An 18,487-nucleotide genomic window follows, 5' to 3' on the forward strand; every position below is an offset into this window, starting at 1 on the left:
CCATAACGATAAGGCAAGGCTCAATTTTCGCGACAAAGGGCAGCAAGTCTTTGCGTCTAAGCATTTTCTTTTTGATTAACTTGCCCGCTTTATCGACGCCAACAGCATGAAAAACAGACTTTGCGATATCTAAACCGATTGTAGTAATCTTCATAGGTGGACCCGTCCTCTTTCTGATGAGTTTTAGCGACTACATCGTGGCCCATTGCGAGGCCGATTTAAAGTGGATGGGTCCATTCCATTATCCATCCATGGCGATTGCGGTTATTTGCGGACCTAGTGGGCTAAGTTAAAAATAACCAACACGGCATAAAGTACGTTACAACCCGCCGGAACGGAGCGCCTAGGGAGCTCCACTTCCGTGTTGCAACAATTCAAAAGGTGGCCGACATTCTGTCATTGATGCGCCTTGAATTGAAGCACCCTAGGCGCTCTGAAACTCGTATATTCAGGTAGCTTGGGTATAGTACCTTTTCTCGAGTTAGATCTGAAAATTTCTCCGCAGAATGGCCAAAGTGAATAAAATTCTCACCTTCAAAACACAGTATAAAATGTCAGTTGAGTAAATTGCCTGCAAGTCACTGCTCACTTTGCTTTACAGCTGGTATACTATGGCGTTTTTTCAGCAAATTTTCCGTGGAATCCATGCTCTATCTTCTTGCTAGCTGTATCGCACTCTTAATTGGCCCTCTGTTTTATCGCTACTTCTCATCGAGTAGTGGCTTACAAAAGGGGCTCGATGGTTTTATATTCGTCTCATTAGGCGGATTAGTGCTGATCCACATCTTGCCAGAATTACTCGAGCATGGTGGCATGCTTGCGATCGTCTTTGTACTCCTCGGCATCTGGGGGCCTACCGCCAGCGAACGCCTATTTCACCGTTATTCAGAAGTCACCCATAATTTTACGCTTTTCTTGGGTATTGGTGGCTTATTACTGCATACCATCACCGATGGCACCGCTATGGTTTTGGCGCAGCAAGACGATAACTCCATTCTGCTAGCTCTTGGTGTCATACTCCACCAATTACCCGTCGGTTTTGCAGTATGGTGGATACTAAAACCCCATCTCGGAACACGTTGGACACTTATGATCTTTGCAGCCCAGATGCTATTTACAGGCATAGGCTATTTCGCCGGTGAGCAACTACTTCCTTATTTAAATATCGATGACACTGTCTACTTACAAGCCTTTATTACTGGCACAATTCTGCATGTGGTACTACATCAACCCCATGGTCAGCATGAAAGTGATACGCAAGGCAAATATGAATACCAAGCTGGCATAGGTAGTTTGCTCGGCATCGGTTTACTCGTGATATTGCTATTAATGGATTCAGGCGGCCACGAACATGCCCACCATGATCACAGTACAGAGCAATTAATGACTTGGCTATTAAAGCTCGCACCCGTGTTGCTGCTAAGCTATGGTGCGGCTGCGCTACGCTTTAAATTAGGTTTGACGCCGCAGGATGGCAGTTTAGCCCGTCGCTGGTTCCAACGCTTAGCAGGGCCTGAAGCCTTAGTGATCACAGCTCTACTTCTTGGTCCTTGGTTAGCGTTATTCCAATTGCTTGTAGTGTTTATTCTGAGTGCATATTTAAGCCATGCTAACGTCACCATTACCGATCCACACACTAAATTACCCAGCAATTCACTGCGTTTCGGCTTTGCTCATTTAGTCGATCGCAGCGCACCTTGGATTTTACTCAACCTAGTATTAGTGAATTTAATTGGCCACCCTTCAATACCCTTAAGCAATCCATTGCTACAGGTTGTTGTGCTATTGCTTGTATTTTTACCTATGCGTTTCTGCAACTTAGGCGCCGCCGTCCTCGCTCTTGCACTGGCCTATAGTGGCTGGAGTCCTATCGCGATTATGATGCCGCTGATTGCAGCACCTGTGCTCAACATAGCTCAGCTTAAGTTAATGACATGGACGCAAAGGGCGATATTACTGAGTATTATTGCGCTGAGTTTAGCCGCAGCATTACGCTTGCCACTTTGGTTCTCCTTATTTACCTTGCCTGAAGTCGTGAACTTAATTGCACTACTGATCCTCTCAGGGTTGTTTGCTGCCAGCTTACTGCGCTTAGGCCCACGTAAATTTTTACGCCGCTTAATGCTCAGCAAACCTGCAGCTCATGCGCATGGTCACGCCCATAACCATTCCCACGAGAATACACATACTCATGAATCTAGCGCTTCGCACACAGACGAGCAGAAACCTGTTGCGACACCTAGTGCCGATAAACATGTACATGAACACGCAAAAACGGATAAGCACTCGCACCACTAACGCTGTTCATTTGTGAGCAGACAGGCTAAGTTAATCTACCTTTGGATTAATTTAGCCTGCTATGTGCATACTCTTTGTCGCCATTAATGCCCATCCTAAGTATCCCTTAATCATCTGTGCCAACCGCGATGAGTTTCATCATAGACCAACTGCGCCAGCGCATTTTTGGCCGCCGGAAGAAAACATACTCGCGGGTAAAGATCTGCAGGCCGGTGGCACTTGGTTTGGTATCAATAAACAAGGACAAATCGCTGGCGTAACCAATCTGCGCGTTCCGCAAAAGAACCCTGAAGCCATGCGTAGTCGTGGCGAGCTGATTACTATGACGCTCAACTCAGGATCGCTCGTGTGCCCTAATTGGCTCGTTGAACATAGCGACAATTATCAGCCGTTCAATCTCATCTTCGGCCAAGGTACAGACTTATATTGTTTTAACAGTATCAATAAAGACACAGTAAAACTTGCCGATGGATTTCATGCCATTAGCAATGGTGCACTCGATGATATTTGGCCGAAAATGGCGAAGGGACAGCAGGCGTTAGAAGCGGCAATCAGCCAGTCCAGCAGTATAGAAGTGCAAGTACTGTTACAACTAATGAAAGACGATTCCCAGCCGCAAGATAATGAGCTGCCTAATACGGGAGTAGGGATCGAGTGGGAACGGCGTTTAGCTGCGATTTATATTCGTCACCCCGACTATGGCACCCGCTCCACCAGCATTCTGCTTGAAGATGCTGAGGGCGGTATGCATTTCACCGAAGTGAGATACGATGGCAAAGGTAGACAGCTTGGACAGCAAGATTTCCATTTAACCCTGCCCGCCGAGCCGCCCGCCAAACCAGACTGTTTATTATCGCAAATCTAATTTGAACTGCAGTGCAGTACTGAGTGTAAAGGACACGGTTTAGTCTGAACTGTGGTCCATAGTGATCACCCAACGATCGTCGATTTTTTCAATCAACAGAGTAAACACGCCCGTTGGGGCATCTTTTATCCGCCGTAAATCCCAGCGCCCAACAACCATAGCGGCGTAATTACTGAGCATTTTGATTTCTTTGATAGTGAACTTCAGTTCACCAAGCGCTTCTTTATTTGGATAATTTTTCTTATAGGCAGCGAGAGTTTCTTCCCAGCCAAAACGAAACTTACCATTAGAGACAAAACGCAGTTGATCACTCTTCCAATAGCCTTGCATATAAGCATCGAGATCGCCGCGATTCCAGGCGTCTTCTTGGCCTTTGAGCATCTGCGTAATTTCATCCGTCGGCACCGCATTAACATGACAAGTCAGCAAGAGTAACAGTGCCGCAAAAACACGCTGCCAGATAACCTTGTTTACTAGTCCATTTTTCAACATAGTATCGTTCCCCCGCAATCAATCAGGTTAAACTGTACTATACCGAATTAAGTACAGACTATCTTGTTTAAGCCAGTTTAAAATCTAAAAAAGCTGATGATATTATTAATTTTTCGACTCTGGGCACCGAACTATGTTTACACCACTTTGCCGTTGGCTACTTAAAACTTCAGGCTGGCAGATAGAAGGCCAACTGCCCGACTGTGCTAAATACATCATCATAGTTGCGCCGCACACTAGTAACTGGGACTTCATTGTCGGCATTTTAGCCCGTGGCGCCCTAGGTATCCGCATTCACTTTCTCGGCAAACACCAACTCTTTATCCCGCCTTGGGGCTGGTTTTTCCGCGCCATTGGCGGCAGTCCGGTGGATCGGCGCAAGAACAACAACTTAGTCGATGCCGCCGTGCAGCTGTTTGAGTCAAAATCCGATTACAAGTTAGCGCTAGCGCCAGAAGGCACCCGCGGCCCAGTGACGCGCTGGAAGTGCGGCTTTTATCATATCGCCAGCAAGGCCCAAGTACCCATTACACCCGTTGGCTTAGATTTTAGCCGCCGCACTGTCGTTATCCGCACACCACTGCAACCCAGTGACGATATCGTGACCGACATGCAAGAGATTTTGAGCTTCTATCGCACCATTAAAGGCCGTCATCCCAAGGTGATCCCTGATTTTATAGCGAGTGCTAAACATTAACATTTATTCCATTTAGAGCAGCAAATATGCAACCCGAAACTTGGTTACTCTATCTCTTCGCCATTGTATTGATTGGGATTTCACCCGGTCCTATCGCTATGTTGTCTATGTCCCATGGGATCCACTTCGGCAAGATGCGTAGCATAGCCACAGGCCTTGGCAGTGTTAGCGCCGCTTTAATCTTAATGATGGCGTCAGCGGCAGGATTGGGGGCGATTATTAGCGCCTCAGAATACGGTTTTACCCTGCTCAAATGGTGCGGCGCGGCCTATTTAGTATTTTTAGGTATTAAGCTGTTATTGACGAAAAACCAAGGTCAAGCCCTTGAAGTTAGCCCGTCAGAGGGCAAAGGTACGCCTGCGCAGCTTTATAAGCAGGCGTTTCTAGTGGGGATCAGTAATCCGAAGGATTTACTGTTTTTTGCCGCCTTGTTTCCGCAATTTATCAATCTTGCCGCGCCGCAATTACCGCAACTGACCATTCTTGCAGTCACTTGGGCCGTGGTGGATTTTAGCTTTGTGATGATTTATGCCTGCATGGCCAATGTACTTGCGCCCAGCCTAAAGGCGAGCAACAAGCTGCATTGGTTTGACAGAACCAGCGGCGGTGTTTTTCTTACCTTAGCCGCGATTCTGCTCAGTCGAGACTAACCCTCGACCTTCACCGATTTTAAGCTGCGAATATCATTGCCGGTGGGCGCTTGGAACGCCTGCAGACCAAACTCAGGCAATATTGCAAAAACATGGTCGAAGATATCCGCTTGTATCGCTTCATAAAATGCCCAGCGAGTGTCGTTAGTGAAGATATAAATCTCGATCGGTAGACCCTCTGTGGTTGGCGCGAGCTGCCGCACCATTAGGGTCATGTCCTTGTGCACCTTATCGTGACGCTGTAGGTATTCCTGCAGATAAGCGCGGAAGGTGCCAACGTTAGTCAAATGGCGACCATTCACTTTCATATCAAGGTCAGAGACTCTGGCATTCGCCTCACGAATTTCATTTATTTTTGCGGGGAAATATTCTTTTAAGCAATTGATCTTACTGAGACGTTCGCGCTCTTCCTCGGTCAAAAACTTTATACTGTTGATATCGATATTGATCGCGCGTTTGATCCTGCGACCGCCCGACTCAGACATACCCCGCCAGTTGCGAAACGCATCCGACACTAAGGCATAAGCAGGGATCATAGTGATGGTTTTGTCCCAGTTACGCACTTTCACTGTGGTCAGCGAGACTTCTTCTACCGCACCGTCAGCGCCGTATTTGTCCATCTGGATCCAGTCGCCTTTACTCACCATACGGTTAGCCGCTAACTGAATGCCCGCCACAAAACCTAAGATAGTGTCGCGGAACACTAACATCACAAAACCCGTTGCCACACCTAAGCCGCTGAGGAAGTACACAGGTGATTGATCGGCCAAGATTGAGATAGAAACGATAATCCCAACAAAGAATAAAAATAGCTTAGTTAACTGTACGAAACTCTTAACAGGCAAGCGCCGACTCACCAGATTCACATCTGAAATTTCATCAACCGCATCCATACCTGCATACATAGCGCGGATAATCAGCACCACTAACCAAATACTCAGTAATCGGTCGACTAGCCCGCTTAGCAGTGGATGCTCAGTCAGCGCGATTGGCACCAATAGATTAAGTACGATAGCGGGCACAAGCATGGCCAGCTTTTCAAGTACCTTATAACGCATGAATACATCGTCCCACGTCGCCTTAGAGCGCAGGATTACCATATTCACCGCACGAATCACCACGCGTCGGACAATAAAATAAGCGATGCTCGCTAACAGTAAGCAAGCAATGACCATAACTGTGGTCGATATTCCATCAGAGGGTTGGCTATCAATCCCAAAGCCCGCTAACCATGCCGAAATTTCGAGCCTTATTTCCTGATCCACAATTTCACTCCAACGTAGGCGCTAGCGCAACAAACCCATACGAAGGTAACTGCCGAGTTGACCTCGGTTAAATGTCACCCTAGAAAACACTCAAATCAAAACACAAATATTTACAAACACTTATTTTAAAAGAGATTTTAGCATTTTGAATTGACCCCGCACACAGGAAAATGAACAATATTTCCCCTATCCCTAAGGAAACCATCCCATGTGTCGTCATTCATATACGCTAGCCTGTCTTAGCATTGGACTCCTGAGCCTATGCCAACCGCTTCAAGCGGCCGAATATAGCACTTCTAAGCAATTAGTTAGGCCAGATAAATCAGACGAAACTGCCAATGCACCTTATATCGCTCTCATGCTCGATTATATTCCCGCCACAGATAATCTCTATGGCATTACAATCGCCCCCTATCATTTCGATAATAATTACCAACAATGGGGTTATTACCTAGGCTATGCCCGCAGTCGTGAAACCGATATTATCGTGCCAGAACCCGCGGAATCCTATCGCCAAGAAAGCCTCTTCCGCTTAGGCTTAAGCTACAGCTTAACGGCAGATTTAAGCTTTTATGCCGGCGGCAGTGGCTATATCAGCACAGTGTCTTACACGAATAACATTTCACCCAAAATTGTCGATGGCAAACCCACATGGGAAGAAGATAAAACAACCCGTTGGGGCGCAGAAGCTGGGCTAAGATATCGAATCACTGAGCACTTCATACTGAGTGCCGGTTATAACTCCAGCACAGAATCCACTATTTTAAGCATAGGTTACGCGGGCTAAGCTCCTAGCGATTGGGCTTGAGCTATTTATTGCGTTAGCTCGGCTCGCGCCTTAGCAAGATCAGCCTCGACTTCGGCGACTTTATTGCGTTTCTTGTTGATTTTATCCATAGAACGACCTTCTTCTATGGCTTTGGCCAATTCGTTTTGGCGCTCGGTGAGTTTTTCCTCTAAGGCCTCAACTTTAGCGACTCGCTCGGCGTATAAGCTATCATCGTCGCAATGGGTTGAAACTTCGTCATAGGCCTTTTCAAGTCCCGCGACTTTATGCTTATTACCTGCCGCTTTTGCTTGGGCAAGTTCGGCACTAATGGCATCTAATTTCGCCGCGCAACCCACTTTCGGTGCTTCAGCAGCCAAAGTGACTGTGCTAAATGCCAATCCAATCACTAAGCCATAAATTCCATGTTTCATCTGCATCTTAATCTCCTGTTACTTTATTCATTGAGCATACCGCTCATGTCCCCCTAATAGTGCCACAGTCAGCTAGCTCAATCTGTACTAGCGTTAAAATCTCGCCTTTAAATCCACTTTATTCATCAAAACACGACTTAGACAGTGACTAACATGCGGCAAATTGTTTATGTTAGGGCAGAATATTGACTCAGACGGATATCGGAGCCAGAAAATTAATGCACACTTCATTACGCCTTAGCGCACTTAGCTCATTGTTATTGCTAACATCATCGGTTATGGCGGCCGACGTAGCCAATATCACCCTAGAAAATGGCGCCCAAGTCAGACTCAAAGACGACTTTACCTGGGAATACGTGATCACTGAAACCAAAGCCGCGCCCAATGCCTTAGCCACTGCAGCCGTAGCAAGTGCATCGAGCAATGTTGCCAGTGTCCCAAGTGCCGCAGTTACCACTCAAACTGTTGCTGCGCCAGTCACCACATTGACCGCCACTGCGATTACCCAACCTGAGCTATTAGGCTCAACGGCAAAAGATGGGATCAAAGTCAGCTTTGCTGAAGGTCAATGGAAAGGCGACAAACTCGGACTCAGCTTCGATCTCGCCAGCACCAGCAATGAACACGTTACCTTAGTTGAAGTTGAAGCTAGCTTCTTCGCCGATAATGGTACTTTGCTCAAAACCGAAAAACTCGAAGTGTGGGAAGCCATTTTCCGCATGCCTGAGACCTATCTACGCAAAGGCGAACAGCGTAAAAGCAGCGTCATTTGGGTCGAAGGCATAGATAAATCCCAATGGCAGAAGCAGCTCATTAACCTCAAAATAACCGAAATTAACTCACGCTAACTGGCCAAGAAGTAAGGGATTGCGAACCCGTTTTCAATCCCTTATCAACACTTTTATCAAATGTTATTGCTTTGTAGAGCCTGTGTTCGAGTAGAATGACAACACTTACTCTCCCCTTATTTTGAGCCCACAAGCAAGATGCATAATCTGATATCCAATCCAGCATTGTACCTTGTTGCTACGCTCTGTAGTGTCAGCCCCTTGTGTTATGCCGACACAGTTTTTTTGCTCAATGGCGATAAAATTAGCGGTGAAATTAAAGAGTTTAACGATCAAAATCTCATCATCAACACCAGTTATACCCCTAAAATTACCATTCAACGCAGTGCCATTCTCAGCCTCGAAGTCACAGATACTAGACCTTGGAGTGTCAGTCGTTCCATACAGGACATAAGAATTCAAGCCTCTAATGAACATGGCATGGTATTAATTAATAACCAGCACACTCCCGTGAGTGAGTTGAGATTCTCGCAGCACTATGCAAACTCAGATTGGAATTTTAACGGTAGTGTAGAAACCACACTTGATGTCACCAAAAACAAGAAAAATAGTCAGAAGCTACATATCAAAGGCGATATCACAGCGGAAACCTTGCAATGGCGACATAATCTCAAGACCGAAGTGCGCTACGAAACCGAAGATGACGTGACTAAGCGCAACACCCTCGAAGGACATTATTCATTAGACTATCTACTCAATGAGCATTGGCTGTTACGTCAGGAAGATTTTTATGAAGAAGATAAACTCGGCATCGATAGCCATAGCTATTATGCAGCGCTCGGTCCTGGTTATCGCTTTTGGGGTGCTGGGCGCGATAAATTAGACTTCGTCGTAACCTACAACCATTTTTGGCTTGAACAACAGTCCTTTAAACAAGAACTAAATGCTTGGGCGGCCTCACTTAACTATAAACAATATTGGTTTGGTGGCATTTTAGAGTCCTATGCCGATCTGCAAATTGCCTTCCCAGATATGCCTTCGATTGATTACATCTCAAACTCGACAGTAGGACTTAAATATCTGCTAACTCAGCGGATTTATTTGTCATTTAAATATGACTTCAATGACACTAAAACTGTGATAGGCAATACGAGAGATACCAGCTACACCTTAGGATTAGGGGTTAACTTCTAATCCTGATACGCTAACCTGTGAGCCATAGGATGTTCATCATTCAATTGCAGTAAATCCCATAAGTTACCGTAAAGATCTTTAAACACAGCGACTGTGCCATAGTCTTGTTCTTGCGGCTCGCGCGCAAACTCCACGCCATCGGCGACCATGCGGCGATAATCACGCCAAAAGTCATCGGTATTTAAAAATAAAAACACCCGACCACCCGCCTGATTACCGATAAAATTGAACTGTTCAGGTTTAGACGCCCGCGCTAACAAGATAGAAGCGCCCTTAGAACCCGGTGGGGCAACAACGACCCAGCGCTTATCTTGTTCGGCTTGATAAGTGTCTTCGACTAATTCGAATTTTAATTTATTCACATAAAAATCAATCGCCTCGTCGTAATCTCTTACGACCAAGGCGATATGCACGAGAGCTTGTTTCATGGCGACCTTAAATCAATCCTATTTAGTCACCAGTTTACAGGTCATTTCTGGTGCTTCGTAGCCCCAAACCACTTTCGCTTCGCCTTGATGTTCCCATAGGCTTTCATTGCGGCCTTGATACTTAGCGCCGCTGCCGCTGGGTTGCACAAACATTAATGAAGTACTATCACCATGTTCAGCAATCAGGGTGGCAGGTTCGGTTTTAAAATAAGTCACCACTACTTCGTTAGCTGGATTGCCGTCACAGGCATAAAACACTGGGCCGGTCATGTCGACTAAACGATATTGTGCCTGCAGTTCGGCAATGCGGGTTTGATAGCTAGATTCAATACACGCGTGCTTATCGTCGCTCTTCCAGCATTCATTACGGCCTTTCACCCAGCCACGTTGCATCGCCTTTAAAGTAGGAGGTTGTTCATTCTTCGCTTTTTCAAGCGCTTGGCTATAAACCTTAGCTAACTGATTATCAAGTTGGTTCAGCCCTGCATCCTTACAGACCATGTCTTCAATACTGCCAGCATTCACTTTCGTGCAGTCAAAAGAAGGTGCGTTAGCCGCCATTACTCCCGCACTTAACGCGCTAACCATCATGCCTGCGGCACAATACCATTTGAAACCCAGTCGATTACTTATCATCTTATTTGTTAACTTAGCCATCTCAATTCCTTTGTATTTCTGTGGTTTGTTTCAACGCTTGCCATAGCTAACCCTATATAGGCTTAACCGAGCCTGACTCAAAGCACTATGCCTTGAAGAACCATGCCTTAAAGTGCACTCATAGTGATGTGATTTACTTTTATCTCGGTTCTAACTTAAGACTTAACCCTCAGCCGATATACTGCGAAAACACCTAATTCTAGTGCGCTGCGAGGAAAATGCCCAGAGACTAAGAGCCACTTACCAACCTGTGTCCGCCTGCATAATTGGACTCTCTGGCGCTAAAAAACCACAAAATGCTGATGAAATCGACCTACTCCAATTTGCGCATAGCTGATTAAACTAATGACAAAACGGTTAATTTTTTGCTTTGCACGCGATAGTGGTTGAATTTTCGAGTAAAATTGACTACTTTCACGCCGTTTGTCTCTTCACAAGGAAAAGGATCAACATGGAACAAGTTATTACCGCAGGGAACGAGAATCCCATTCAAATGACAGATATTGTCTATTCGAAGGAAAAATCGCTGTTCACTCTGTTAGCTATTATTTCTGGGATCGTCTGGGCGGCATTGATCATAGGCACTTTTGGCATGGCGCTGCTCTATGTGTTGATGTTTTTCATTATTTATCTCTTTAGCCACTCCGCCTTTATCAGCTACTTAAAAGGCACGGCTGTCGAAATCAATGCAGAGCAATTTCCTGAATTACATAAACAATATTTAGCGTGTTGCGAACGTTTAGAAATGCGCGAGCCACCACGCGCTTACTTATTGGCAGCTGATGGCATGTTAAACGCACTGGCGACACGCTTCCTCGGTCGCAACTATATAGTGCTATTTTCATCGATTGTGGATGCGCTTGAGTCAGATAAAGATGCGCTCAACTTCTATATCGGCCACGAGTTAGGCCATATTCGCCGCAATCATATAGGTAAAGCGCCCTTCTTAGTCTTCGCCACTTGGTTACCTTTAGTGGGTGCGGCTTATTCTCGCGCCTGTGAATATACCTGCGATCTCCACGGATTACGTTGCTGCAACAGCTTACGTTCAGCCACAAATGCCGTTGCTGTGTTAGCCGCTGGTGTCGAGCAATGGAAACGTATGAATGTGGATCAATATATCCGCCAAGCCAGTGAGTCGAGTGGTTTTTGGATGTCGCTGCACGAGCTTAATGGCAGCTATCCTTGGTTGACCAAGCGCATGGCGAGAGTCCAAGCCAAAGCACAAGGAGTGGAATATGCACCGCCATCACGCAGTGCATGGGCCTATGTACTCAGCTTCTTTATGCCACGTTTAGGCACAGCAGGCGGTGGATTGATAATCTTCGCTGCGATTATTGGTATTGCTGCAGCAGTCGCGTTGCCAGCGTATAAGGACTATCAAGAGAAAATGGGTGCCGCCACGAGTTATGAGGCGCCAACCACGACCGAAGCCACACCAGCAGCATTGAATGTACCCGATGCGGCACTGGCCATTGCCAGTATCGACCAGCAACATCAAGCACTGGCACCGATCACTGACATCTTAGTCGGTTACTATCAAACCAACAAAGCTTGGCCAACCGAATTGGATGTGCTTGGACTCACGGACGAGCAGATTGCGACATTTAATCTGTACACAGATGGCATAGTCGGTTTTATAGGAAGCGAAGCACTCGGGGATTATCAAGGCTATGAAGTCTATCTATCGCCTCAAGTTGATGAGCAAAATAATATCACTTGGGTTTGCAGCAGCAACGGTATTCCGGATGAATATCTGCCAGTAGATTGCCAAGGCTAATCCTGAATTTGCCCAATTAGCTGAAAGAAACTTTTACTGAGGAAGCTAATTGTATTTCCTGAGGAAATAGTAAAAAGCACAAACATAAGTTTGTGCTTTTTTGTTTTCATAATCGCGAAGGTCAGTGATTAACGCTGGATAAGATAACGAATAGTCGGACCATTCTGCTCAATTTCCAGCACTTTATAACCATGATTTCTAGCGTCGAGGGGAATGTTGTTAATAGACTGCGGGCAGTCACTAATCACCTCGAGAATTTCACCGGGCTTTAACTTTGGCATAGCCTCAAGGGTAGCCACTGCGGGATAAGGGCAAGGTTCACCCACCATATCGAGTTGATAATCTGGAATATATTGAGCCATTACGCCGCCTCCGCTAGCAATTGTTCATCACGCTTCGCCTTACGAGCAAAGAAACGTTTTTCCCACAGCAACATAGCGCCAAAGGAGAGCCCCAGCAGCACATAGGTCAGCAATAATCCGCCTTTATCGCCAAAGCTGGTCAGTAAATTAACTTTGTCCCAGTTCGTTGCTAATGGCTGAGCGATATCATCCCAGTAATACGCCAGTAAGGTTGAACCCAACACGTTACCTAAGCCCACCCACCAGAAATGCACTTGGCCTTCGACTGCACGATACATCCAACCCGTTTCACAACCACCAGCCAGTACAATACCAAAACCAAACAGTAAGCCGCCGATCACCGCATTAGGGCCAGCCCACATGATCTTAGGTGGCACACCCAGTTGCACATAGCTGTAAATGCCTATCGCACTGACCGCCATGCCTAAGATAATCGCCTTCGCCATGTGAGTACGACCAGTGATCCACATATCGCGGAACGCTGAGGTAAAGCAGATTTGCGCCCGTTCGATTAATAAACCAAAACCAACACCACAGAGCATAGCAATGCCTAGTTTAGGCGCATTGAACATAGTCAATAACCCCCAACCGACGATGCCTACAAACACCAGCATACCGATACGGAAACGACGTCTAGCTTGGTTTTCGTCCTGCTTGATTGAAGTCGCTTTATTTACCTTTTTCAGTTTTATCGGAATACGGAACATCGGCAGTAAGGTAAATCTTGCACCAAAGTAAGAGCCTGCCGCAGTCGCCAAAGCAAAGAACCAAGCATGTAAAGAGAACTGAGGAATACCCGTGAAGAAGGCGGCAAGGTTACAACCCATAGCTAAACGGGCACCAAAGCCAGCAATAATGCCGCCGATCAGTGCCTGAGCAATACGGATACGGCTCTGTGGCATACGCAGTTTGACGTTATTGGCCCAAAGCGCAGCGGCAATACAACCACCAAACATACCGATAATCATCATGCCGTCGATACGATCTAGAGGAGAGCCCTGCAGACCTATCACTTTAAAATAACCCCAGGTTTCAGGCTCTGCACCTAAAAACTGCAGTAAATGACCACCCCAACGAGTGAATTCCCCAGTAACAGCCCAGAAAGTTCCGGTCAAACCAAAATAGTAAGTAGAAAGGATACCCGCAGCGATAACCGCTGGCATAGGTGCCCAAAAACGGACTAAATATTCTTGTTTAAATTGTTGCCATGTCATGTCATTACCCTAATGAACGAGACTATAAAAAATAAGCGCAATGCGCTTATAACCTGTGTGCCAGAGTGATTGAAGTCGTTCGACAACTTCAATCTCAAGTGGCCTCACGCTTAAATGGCTTTAGCTAAGCTGACACACTGCTGCCCCAACAGGCGATAACCGTGGGTGTAAAGCGTTGCCCTGCCATTACGGCAAAATCCGATAAGCGTGATATTGCTTTTCTCTGCTAATTCCAACGCCAGTGAAGTCACGGCGGACATAGCAAACAGAATTTGGATATTGGCACTAGCGGCCTTTTGCACCATCTCAAAACTCGCGCGACTGGTGAGCAATACGGCCACTGGACGTTCCACATTGTGAGCGGAAAAGGCGCCAATTAGCTTGTCTAGTGCGATATGCCTGCCTATATCCTCATAGGCGGCAATGATCTGTCCTTGATGGTTAAGCCCCATGGCCGCATGAGTGGCGCCCGTCAGCTTAAAATGTTGTTGATTATCTTGAATTTGCCCAAGTGCAACCTGTAAGTGTTCGATATCGAATCTGGCATCTGAGTCCACCCGCATCACAGGCTTGACGGCCTCTTCGAGCTGGGCAACACCGCACAATCCACAACCTGTGCGCCCCGCCATATTGCGCCTTTGTTGCTTGAGTTCCATAAAGCATCGTTGGTTGATTTCCACTTGGATCAACACGCCTTCACTGGTGAACTCGAGCTCCACCCCTTTGATATCATTGATATGGGAAACGATACGTTCAGATAACGTAAAACCAATAGCGAAGGCTTCTAAATCTTGAGGGCTCGCCAACATCACGGTATGCGCTATGCCGTTATAGACCAGTGCGACCCGCACTTCATTAGCTAAGTAGTCAGTCAGCTCAGATGCGTGCCCATGTTCTAACAAGATCACGTTTCTTTCTGTCACCACTTCATGTGAATGATATTCCATAGCGCCCCTTTAAAACTATAAAACCAAATAAAAACAATTAGTTTGATGACAATTTAAGACTTGTATCACAAACCCATAAACTAAATAAGAATCGCCTTGAATCATCTTTACGCATTTTCTACTATCCCTAAGTCTTCTATTGGAAGAACGTCGTCTCCGGTGAGGCGTCCGGATTTCAAATCCGGGTAGGGCTGCCAGCAGTCCTGGGTAGGTTCGACTCCTATGTTCTTCCGCCAATTCTCATGGGAAAAAAACAACTCCGCATCCCGAACTTCTCGGCTATTACTGCGATACTTCCTACGGGTAAAACCACTTCTGTCAAAGAACTCAAGCAGTTGAATACTCACCTTACGTCCAAGCCCAACCATGTCTTTAAATTCTGCCGTTTCGAGCTTGCCGTGTTCTGTAATATGAGCACGCACTAAACTGGCGTAGTAACAGATTTGTTCACTGAGCAAATACCTGTCCTTCACCACAGCAGTAATAAACCCCTGCTGCACCAGCTGAAAACACAACAACCTTAATTTGGCAGGTTCTAGCGCAAGGTATTCGCCCATTTCGGTGACCCATACAGGAGCGGTTTGCTCGGCAAGCCAAGGTGCAAGCGCCTGCCAACAATGCTGAGCCTCAGCGTCTAGTACTATTTTGTGTTCAGCGAGCTGCAACAAGGCACCACGCAGTACCATGCGACCTTCTTGGCAAAGCGTGTCGAGCACTTTATTGGCTAATTCGGGCGGCAAAGCGCTATGGCTCATGCGTTGCAGGCGATTACGTCCCAGCCCAAGTTGGTCAGGATGCTGTTGATGGAACTCGTGAAGTAAAGTAATAAACTGTTGTTTTTCTTGCTCAAGTAAACTTGTCGCTATAGCAAATGCCCCAAAACGGACTAAACCCGCTTGGGCTAACAGCATAGCGAGCCCTTCGTCGGTTAATTGCCAACGCCACGCAATTTCAGCAAGTTCTAGTGCCTGAGTTTGACCGAGTAAAGCCACCACATGGGCAGGATTATCCAAGCGCGCTAATTGCTGTAACCTCGCAACTCGTTCAGGCGTGCGCTTCTTACGATTGGGTACTTTAAGTGCCAACACTCGCCCTGCACCTAAAGTCTGTTTGCCGCCAATGTGTCGCAGGACGATGGGATCGTCTTGGCATAAAAGTAGCGGCTTTTCGAGTACCAACTCTGCTAGATAACAACCTTCTGCATCAGCTTCATTTAACAGGGAAACTCGACCTAAAGTATGATCGGCGCCATGGTGACAGTGGACATTTTGCCAATGCACCAATGACTCACAGCCTAAAAAATCGAAGGCTCGAATGTGCACTACTGGGCGACTACAGAGCTCGGCTTGAGGCAAGCTGCTCAGCCAATCGCCACGCTCTGGCTCCCTATGGTTATCAACGCCGGTTAAATTGAGTGCTACGCGTGTCCCCGTGACAGCCCTTTGGGCTTCTTGTCCCTGACAATGTATGCCTCGCACTCTGAGTTTGGCCTTTTGCCCTGAGCTAAAAAGACTATCCCCCACGCATACGCTGCCGCTGATCACTGTGCCCGTCACGACACAACCCGCACCTTTCACACTAAAAGCGCGATCGAGCGTCATCCTAAAGCTGCTGGCATCCTCCGCCCGCTTTGACTCTTGCTCACCTAAATCAAGAATATGCGCCTTCAGCGCCGCCACGCCATGAGATGTTAAGTCGGCGGTGCCATTCGCCGACACTTCAAAAACACCACTGGCTTCAATGCCATACTCGGCGAGCAAAGTGAGTCCATCGGCGACAAGCTGTGCCGCCGTGCCACTATCAACTAAATCCCGCTTAGTTAGCACTAAGGTCAAACTGTGCAAAGGTAAGAGCGCAAGAATTTGCAGATGCTCACGGGTTTGCGGCATTACGCCATCGTCACAGGCCATCACCAACAGGGCGTGTCGAGCATGACTCACGCCCACCAGCATGTTGTTGATAAATTTTTCGTGGCCGGGCACATCAATAAAAGCAAGCCGCGAACCATCTCGAAGTGGCATAAACGCATAGCCAAGATCGATCGTCATACCACGGCGTTTTTCCTCCGGCAGACGATCGGTATTCATCCCCGTCAAAGCGCGAATAAGCGTACTCTTGCCATGATCGACATGACCCGCAGTAACAATGATCACAACTGCACACCTAAAGTGCTCAACTCGGCGAGGAGTTCGGCTTCACTATCAAGACCGCGCAGATCTAATCTGAGTTGGTCCTGACTCATGCGACCTATGATAGGCCGTGCCGCCTGCTTAAAATGTTGCTCTAATAGGCTTAAACTGCCGCCATTGAGTGCGGTAAAACACAGCGCCACTGAGGGTAAAAAAGTATCTGGCTGCGAGCCACTGCCGACCTGTGTTTGGCACTCGACTAACTCAATGCGATAACAAGGTTCAAAATGTGGAACCAAAGCTTGCTGTAAGCGACGACCAATCTGCCATAACGCCTCTTGGCTACGGGCAAATTTCGCCATAATAGGCAGCTCAATGTCTAAGGTTTCAGGGTTAAGATAGTGGATCAATGTCGCTTCTAACGCCGCCAAGATCAGCTTATCGCAACGCAGGGCGCGCTTTAGTGGATGACTCTGTAACTGCTTAATCAGCGACTGTTTGCCAACGATCAAACCAGACTGAGGGCCACCCAATAGTTTGTCGCCGGAAAAACTCACTAAATCGACCCCATCGGCTAGCATGGCTTGGGGCGTAGGTTCTTGCTTTAGACCAAAGCGGCGCAGATCAGTCAGTGAACCGCTGCCAAGATCCGAAATGAGTGATATGCCACGCTCACGGCATAACTGACCCAGCCTTGCCTCCTCCACTGCGGCAGTAAAACCACTGATATGATAATTACTGGTGTGGACCTTCATTATCGCAGCGGTATTTTCAGTAATGGCCTGCTCATAATCCTTAAGGTGAGTCCGATTGGTGCTGCCGACCTCGACTAAGGTGCAGCCCGCTTGGCGCATAATGTCAGGGATACGAAACGCGCCGCCAATTTCCACCAACTCACCACGGGAGACGATGACTTCTTTCCCCGCAGCCACCGCTGACAACATCAACAACACAGCTGCGGCATTGTTATTCACGACACAACAAGCCTCGGCACCCGTTAAGCGCTGGATTAAAGCACTGATTGCATTATCCCTGTGACCACGTTCACCAGCCGCAAGCTCAAACTCCAGCGGTGTGGGGTAGCGCATAACAGAAGTGACAGCTCGAATTGCCGCTTCTGACTGCTGCGCTCGGCCAAGGTTGGTATGCAATATGGTGCCAGTGAGATTCCACACAGGTTTTAAGCTGTGGCTGTAATCATTAGACAGTTGATCAACCAAACATCTGTGCAATTGCGCAAGATCGCCACACCATGTCGGCAAACGGTGCTCGCGGCCGATTAAGCTGCGCGCCGCCTTTAACTGGGTATCCAGTGCGGCCTTTACTGCCGCTTTGCCGTAGGACTGCTGCAATACCACAAAACTAGGCTCTGCAAGTAGGCTATCCATTGAAGGCAAAGCTCGGTACAGAACTTGTAGTGTTTCAGGTGCTTGGGTCATCATCTGTGTCATTTTGTTTATATTATTGCCATTGGTTTATAAAAAGCAGGAAGGGATCAGCAACCCGACTCCCTCCCGCATT

The 18,487-nt window shown here is 47.1% G+C and carries 17 protein-coding genes, 1 tRNA gene and 2 pseudogenes; 9 read left to right on the top strand and 11 right to left on the bottom strand.

What is annotated here, in order from left to right; translation table 11 throughout:
- A pseudogene (locus L5M29_RS18320) lies at positions 1–154 on the bottom strand (IS110 family transposase); the annotation flags it as partial.
- 491 nt (positions 155–645) lie between these two features.
- On the opposite strand from L5M29_RS18320, the gene L5M29_RS18325 reads away from it, so the two are divergent.
- Both L5M29_RS18325 and L5M29_RS18330 read left to right on the top strand, forming a co-directional pair.
- Positions 646–2,298, top strand: coding sequence for a metal transporter (locus tag L5M29_RS18325; RefSeq protein WP_263169406.1), 1,653 nt, complete (start codon positions 646–648; stop codon positions 2,296–2,298).
- A gap of 61 nt (positions 2,299–2,359) precedes the next feature.
- Complete coding sequence (locus L5M29_RS18330) at positions 2,360–3,163, top strand: NRDE family protein (protein ID WP_113941261.1); 804 nt, start codon at positions 2,360–2,362, stop codon at positions 3,161–3,163.
- A gap of 39 nt (positions 3,164–3,202) precedes the next feature.
- On the opposite strand, the gene L5M29_RS18335 is transcribed toward L5M29_RS18330, so the two are convergent.
- A complete protein-coding gene (locus tag L5M29_RS18335) occupies positions 3,203–3,655 on the bottom strand; it encodes a YybH family protein (protein ID WP_263169328.1) in 453 nt (150 codons plus the stop codon).
- A gap of 133 nt (positions 3,656–3,788) precedes the next feature.
- On the opposite strand from L5M29_RS18335, the gene L5M29_RS18340 reads away from it, so the two are divergent.
- Positions 3,789–4,352, top strand: coding sequence for a lysophospholipid acyltransferase family protein (locus L5M29_RS18340; RefSeq protein WP_113941259.1), 564 nt, complete (start codon positions 3,789–3,791; stop codon positions 4,350–4,352).
- A 26-nt stretch (positions 4,353–4,378) separates the two neighbouring features.
- Positions 4,379–5,002, top strand: coding sequence for a LysE family translocator (locus L5M29_RS18345; RefSeq protein WP_263169332.1), 624 nt, complete (start codon positions 4,379–4,381; stop codon positions 5,000–5,002).
- On the opposite strand, the gene L5M29_RS18350 is transcribed toward L5M29_RS18345, so the two are convergent.
- Positions 4,999–6,267 (bottom strand): mechanosensitive ion channel family protein, encoded by a 1,269-nt coding sequence (locus L5M29_RS18350; RefSeq protein ID WP_131525677.1) that lies wholly within the window; start codon positions 6,265–6,267, stop codon positions 4,999–5,001. The genes L5M29_RS18345 and L5M29_RS18350 overlap by 4 nt on opposite strands.
- Positions 6,268–6,475: 208 nt before the next feature.
- Between L5M29_RS18350 and L5M29_RS18355 the strand changes: the two genes are divergently transcribed.
- Positions 6,476–7,054, top strand: a complete 579-nt coding sequence (locus tag L5M29_RS18355; protein ID WP_105250961.1) for a hypothetical protein — start codon at positions 6,476–6,478, stop codon at positions 7,052–7,054.
- 26 nt (positions 7,055–7,080) lie between these two features.
- Here the strand turns inward: L5M29_RS18355 and L5M29_RS18360 are convergent, their stop codons facing one another.
- Positions 7,081–7,473: a DUF1090 domain-containing protein gene (locus L5M29_RS18360; protein ID WP_105250960.1), complete on the bottom strand. Its 393-nt coding sequence runs from the start codon at positions 7,471–7,473 to the stop codon at positions 7,081–7,083.
- A 212-nt stretch (positions 7,474–7,685) separates the two neighbouring features.
- On the opposite strand from L5M29_RS18360, the gene L5M29_RS18365 reads away from it, so the two are divergent.
- Positions 7,686–8,315, top strand: coding sequence for a DUF3157 family protein (locus tag L5M29_RS18365; protein WP_263169334.1), 630 nt, complete (start codon positions 7,686–7,688; stop codon positions 8,313–8,315).
- Positions 8,316–8,453: 138 nt separating this feature from the next.
- Positions 8,454–9,449 (top strand): DUF481 domain-containing protein, encoded by a 996-nt coding sequence (locus tag L5M29_RS18370; RefSeq protein ID WP_263169336.1) that lies wholly within the window; start codon positions 8,454–8,456, stop codon positions 9,447–9,449.
- On the opposite strand, the gene L5M29_RS18375 is transcribed toward L5M29_RS18370, so the two are convergent.
- Both L5M29_RS18375 and L5M29_RS18380 read right to left on the bottom strand, forming a co-directional pair.
- Entirely contained in the window at positions 9,446–9,877 is a 432-nt protein-coding gene (locus L5M29_RS18375; protein WP_263169339.1) for a VOC family protein, read from the bottom strand. The two genes, L5M29_RS18370 and L5M29_RS18375, sit on opposite strands and share 4 nt — an antisense overlap.
- An 18-nt stretch (positions 9,878–9,895) precedes the next feature.
- Entirely contained in the window at positions 9,896–10,534 is a 639-nt protein-coding gene (locus L5M29_RS18380; protein ID WP_263169341.1) for an MliC family protein, read from the bottom strand.
- Between the two features lie 451 nt (positions 10,535–10,985).
- Here L5M29_RS18380 and L5M29_RS18385 point away from each other — a divergent pair, with 451 nt between their 5' ends.
- Entirely contained in the window at positions 10,986–12,314 is a 1,329-nt protein-coding gene (locus L5M29_RS18385; protein ID WP_113941250.1) for a M48 family metallopeptidase, read from the top strand.
- A gap of 128 nt (positions 12,315–12,442) precedes the next feature.
- On the opposite strand, the gene yedF is transcribed toward L5M29_RS18385, so the two are convergent.
- From yedF to fdhD, 3 genes are all read right to left on the bottom strand, one after another.
- Positions 12,443–12,676: a sulfurtransferase-like selenium metabolism protein YedF gene (yedF, locus tag L5M29_RS18390; RefSeq protein WP_263169343.1), complete on the bottom strand. Its 234-nt coding sequence runs from the start codon at positions 12,674–12,676 to the stop codon at positions 12,443–12,445.
- A complete protein-coding gene (gene yedE / locus L5M29_RS18395) occupies positions 12,676–13,890 on the bottom strand; it encodes a selenium metabolism membrane protein YedE/FdhT (protein ID WP_107946195.1) in 1,215 nt (404 codons plus the stop codon). The genes yedF and yedE overlap by 1 nt, the downstream gene beginning before the upstream one ends.
- Positions 13,891–14,000: 110 nt before the next feature.
- Complete coding sequence (fdhD, locus tag L5M29_RS18400; protein WP_113941247.1) at positions 14,001–14,837, bottom strand: formate dehydrogenase accessory sulfurtransferase FdhD; 837 nt, start codon at positions 14,835–14,837, stop codon at positions 14,001–14,003.
- A gap of 141 nt (positions 14,838–14,978) precedes the next feature.
- Here fdhD and L5M29_RS18405 point away from each other — a divergent pair.
- A tRNA-Sec gene (locus L5M29_RS18405) sits at positions 14,979–15,073 on the top strand.
- A 69-nt stretch (positions 15,074–15,142) separates the two neighbouring features.
- Here L5M29_RS18405 and selB read toward each other — a convergent pair.
- Both selB and selA read right to left on the bottom strand, forming a co-directional pair.
- A pseudogene (selB, locus tag L5M29_RS23815) lies at positions 15,143–16,990 on the bottom strand (selenocysteine-specific translation elongation factor); the annotation flags it as partial.
- Positions 16,987–18,408 carry an L-seryl-tRNA(Sec) selenium transferase gene (gene selA, locus L5M29_RS18410; RefSeq protein WP_263169407.1) on the bottom strand — a complete coding sequence of 474 codons (1,422 nt, stop codon included), beginning with the start codon at positions 18,406–18,408 and terminating at the stop codon, positions 16,987–16,989. The pseudogene selB and the gene selA, both read right to left, overlap by 4 nt.
- Between the last annotated feature and the right edge of the window lie 79 nt (positions 18,409–18,487).

The organism is Shewanella sp. SM95, assembly GCF_025653595.1.
Taxonomy (GTDB): domain Bacteria; phylum Pseudomonadota; class Gammaproteobacteria; order Enterobacterales; family Shewanellaceae; genus Shewanella; species Shewanella oncorhynchi.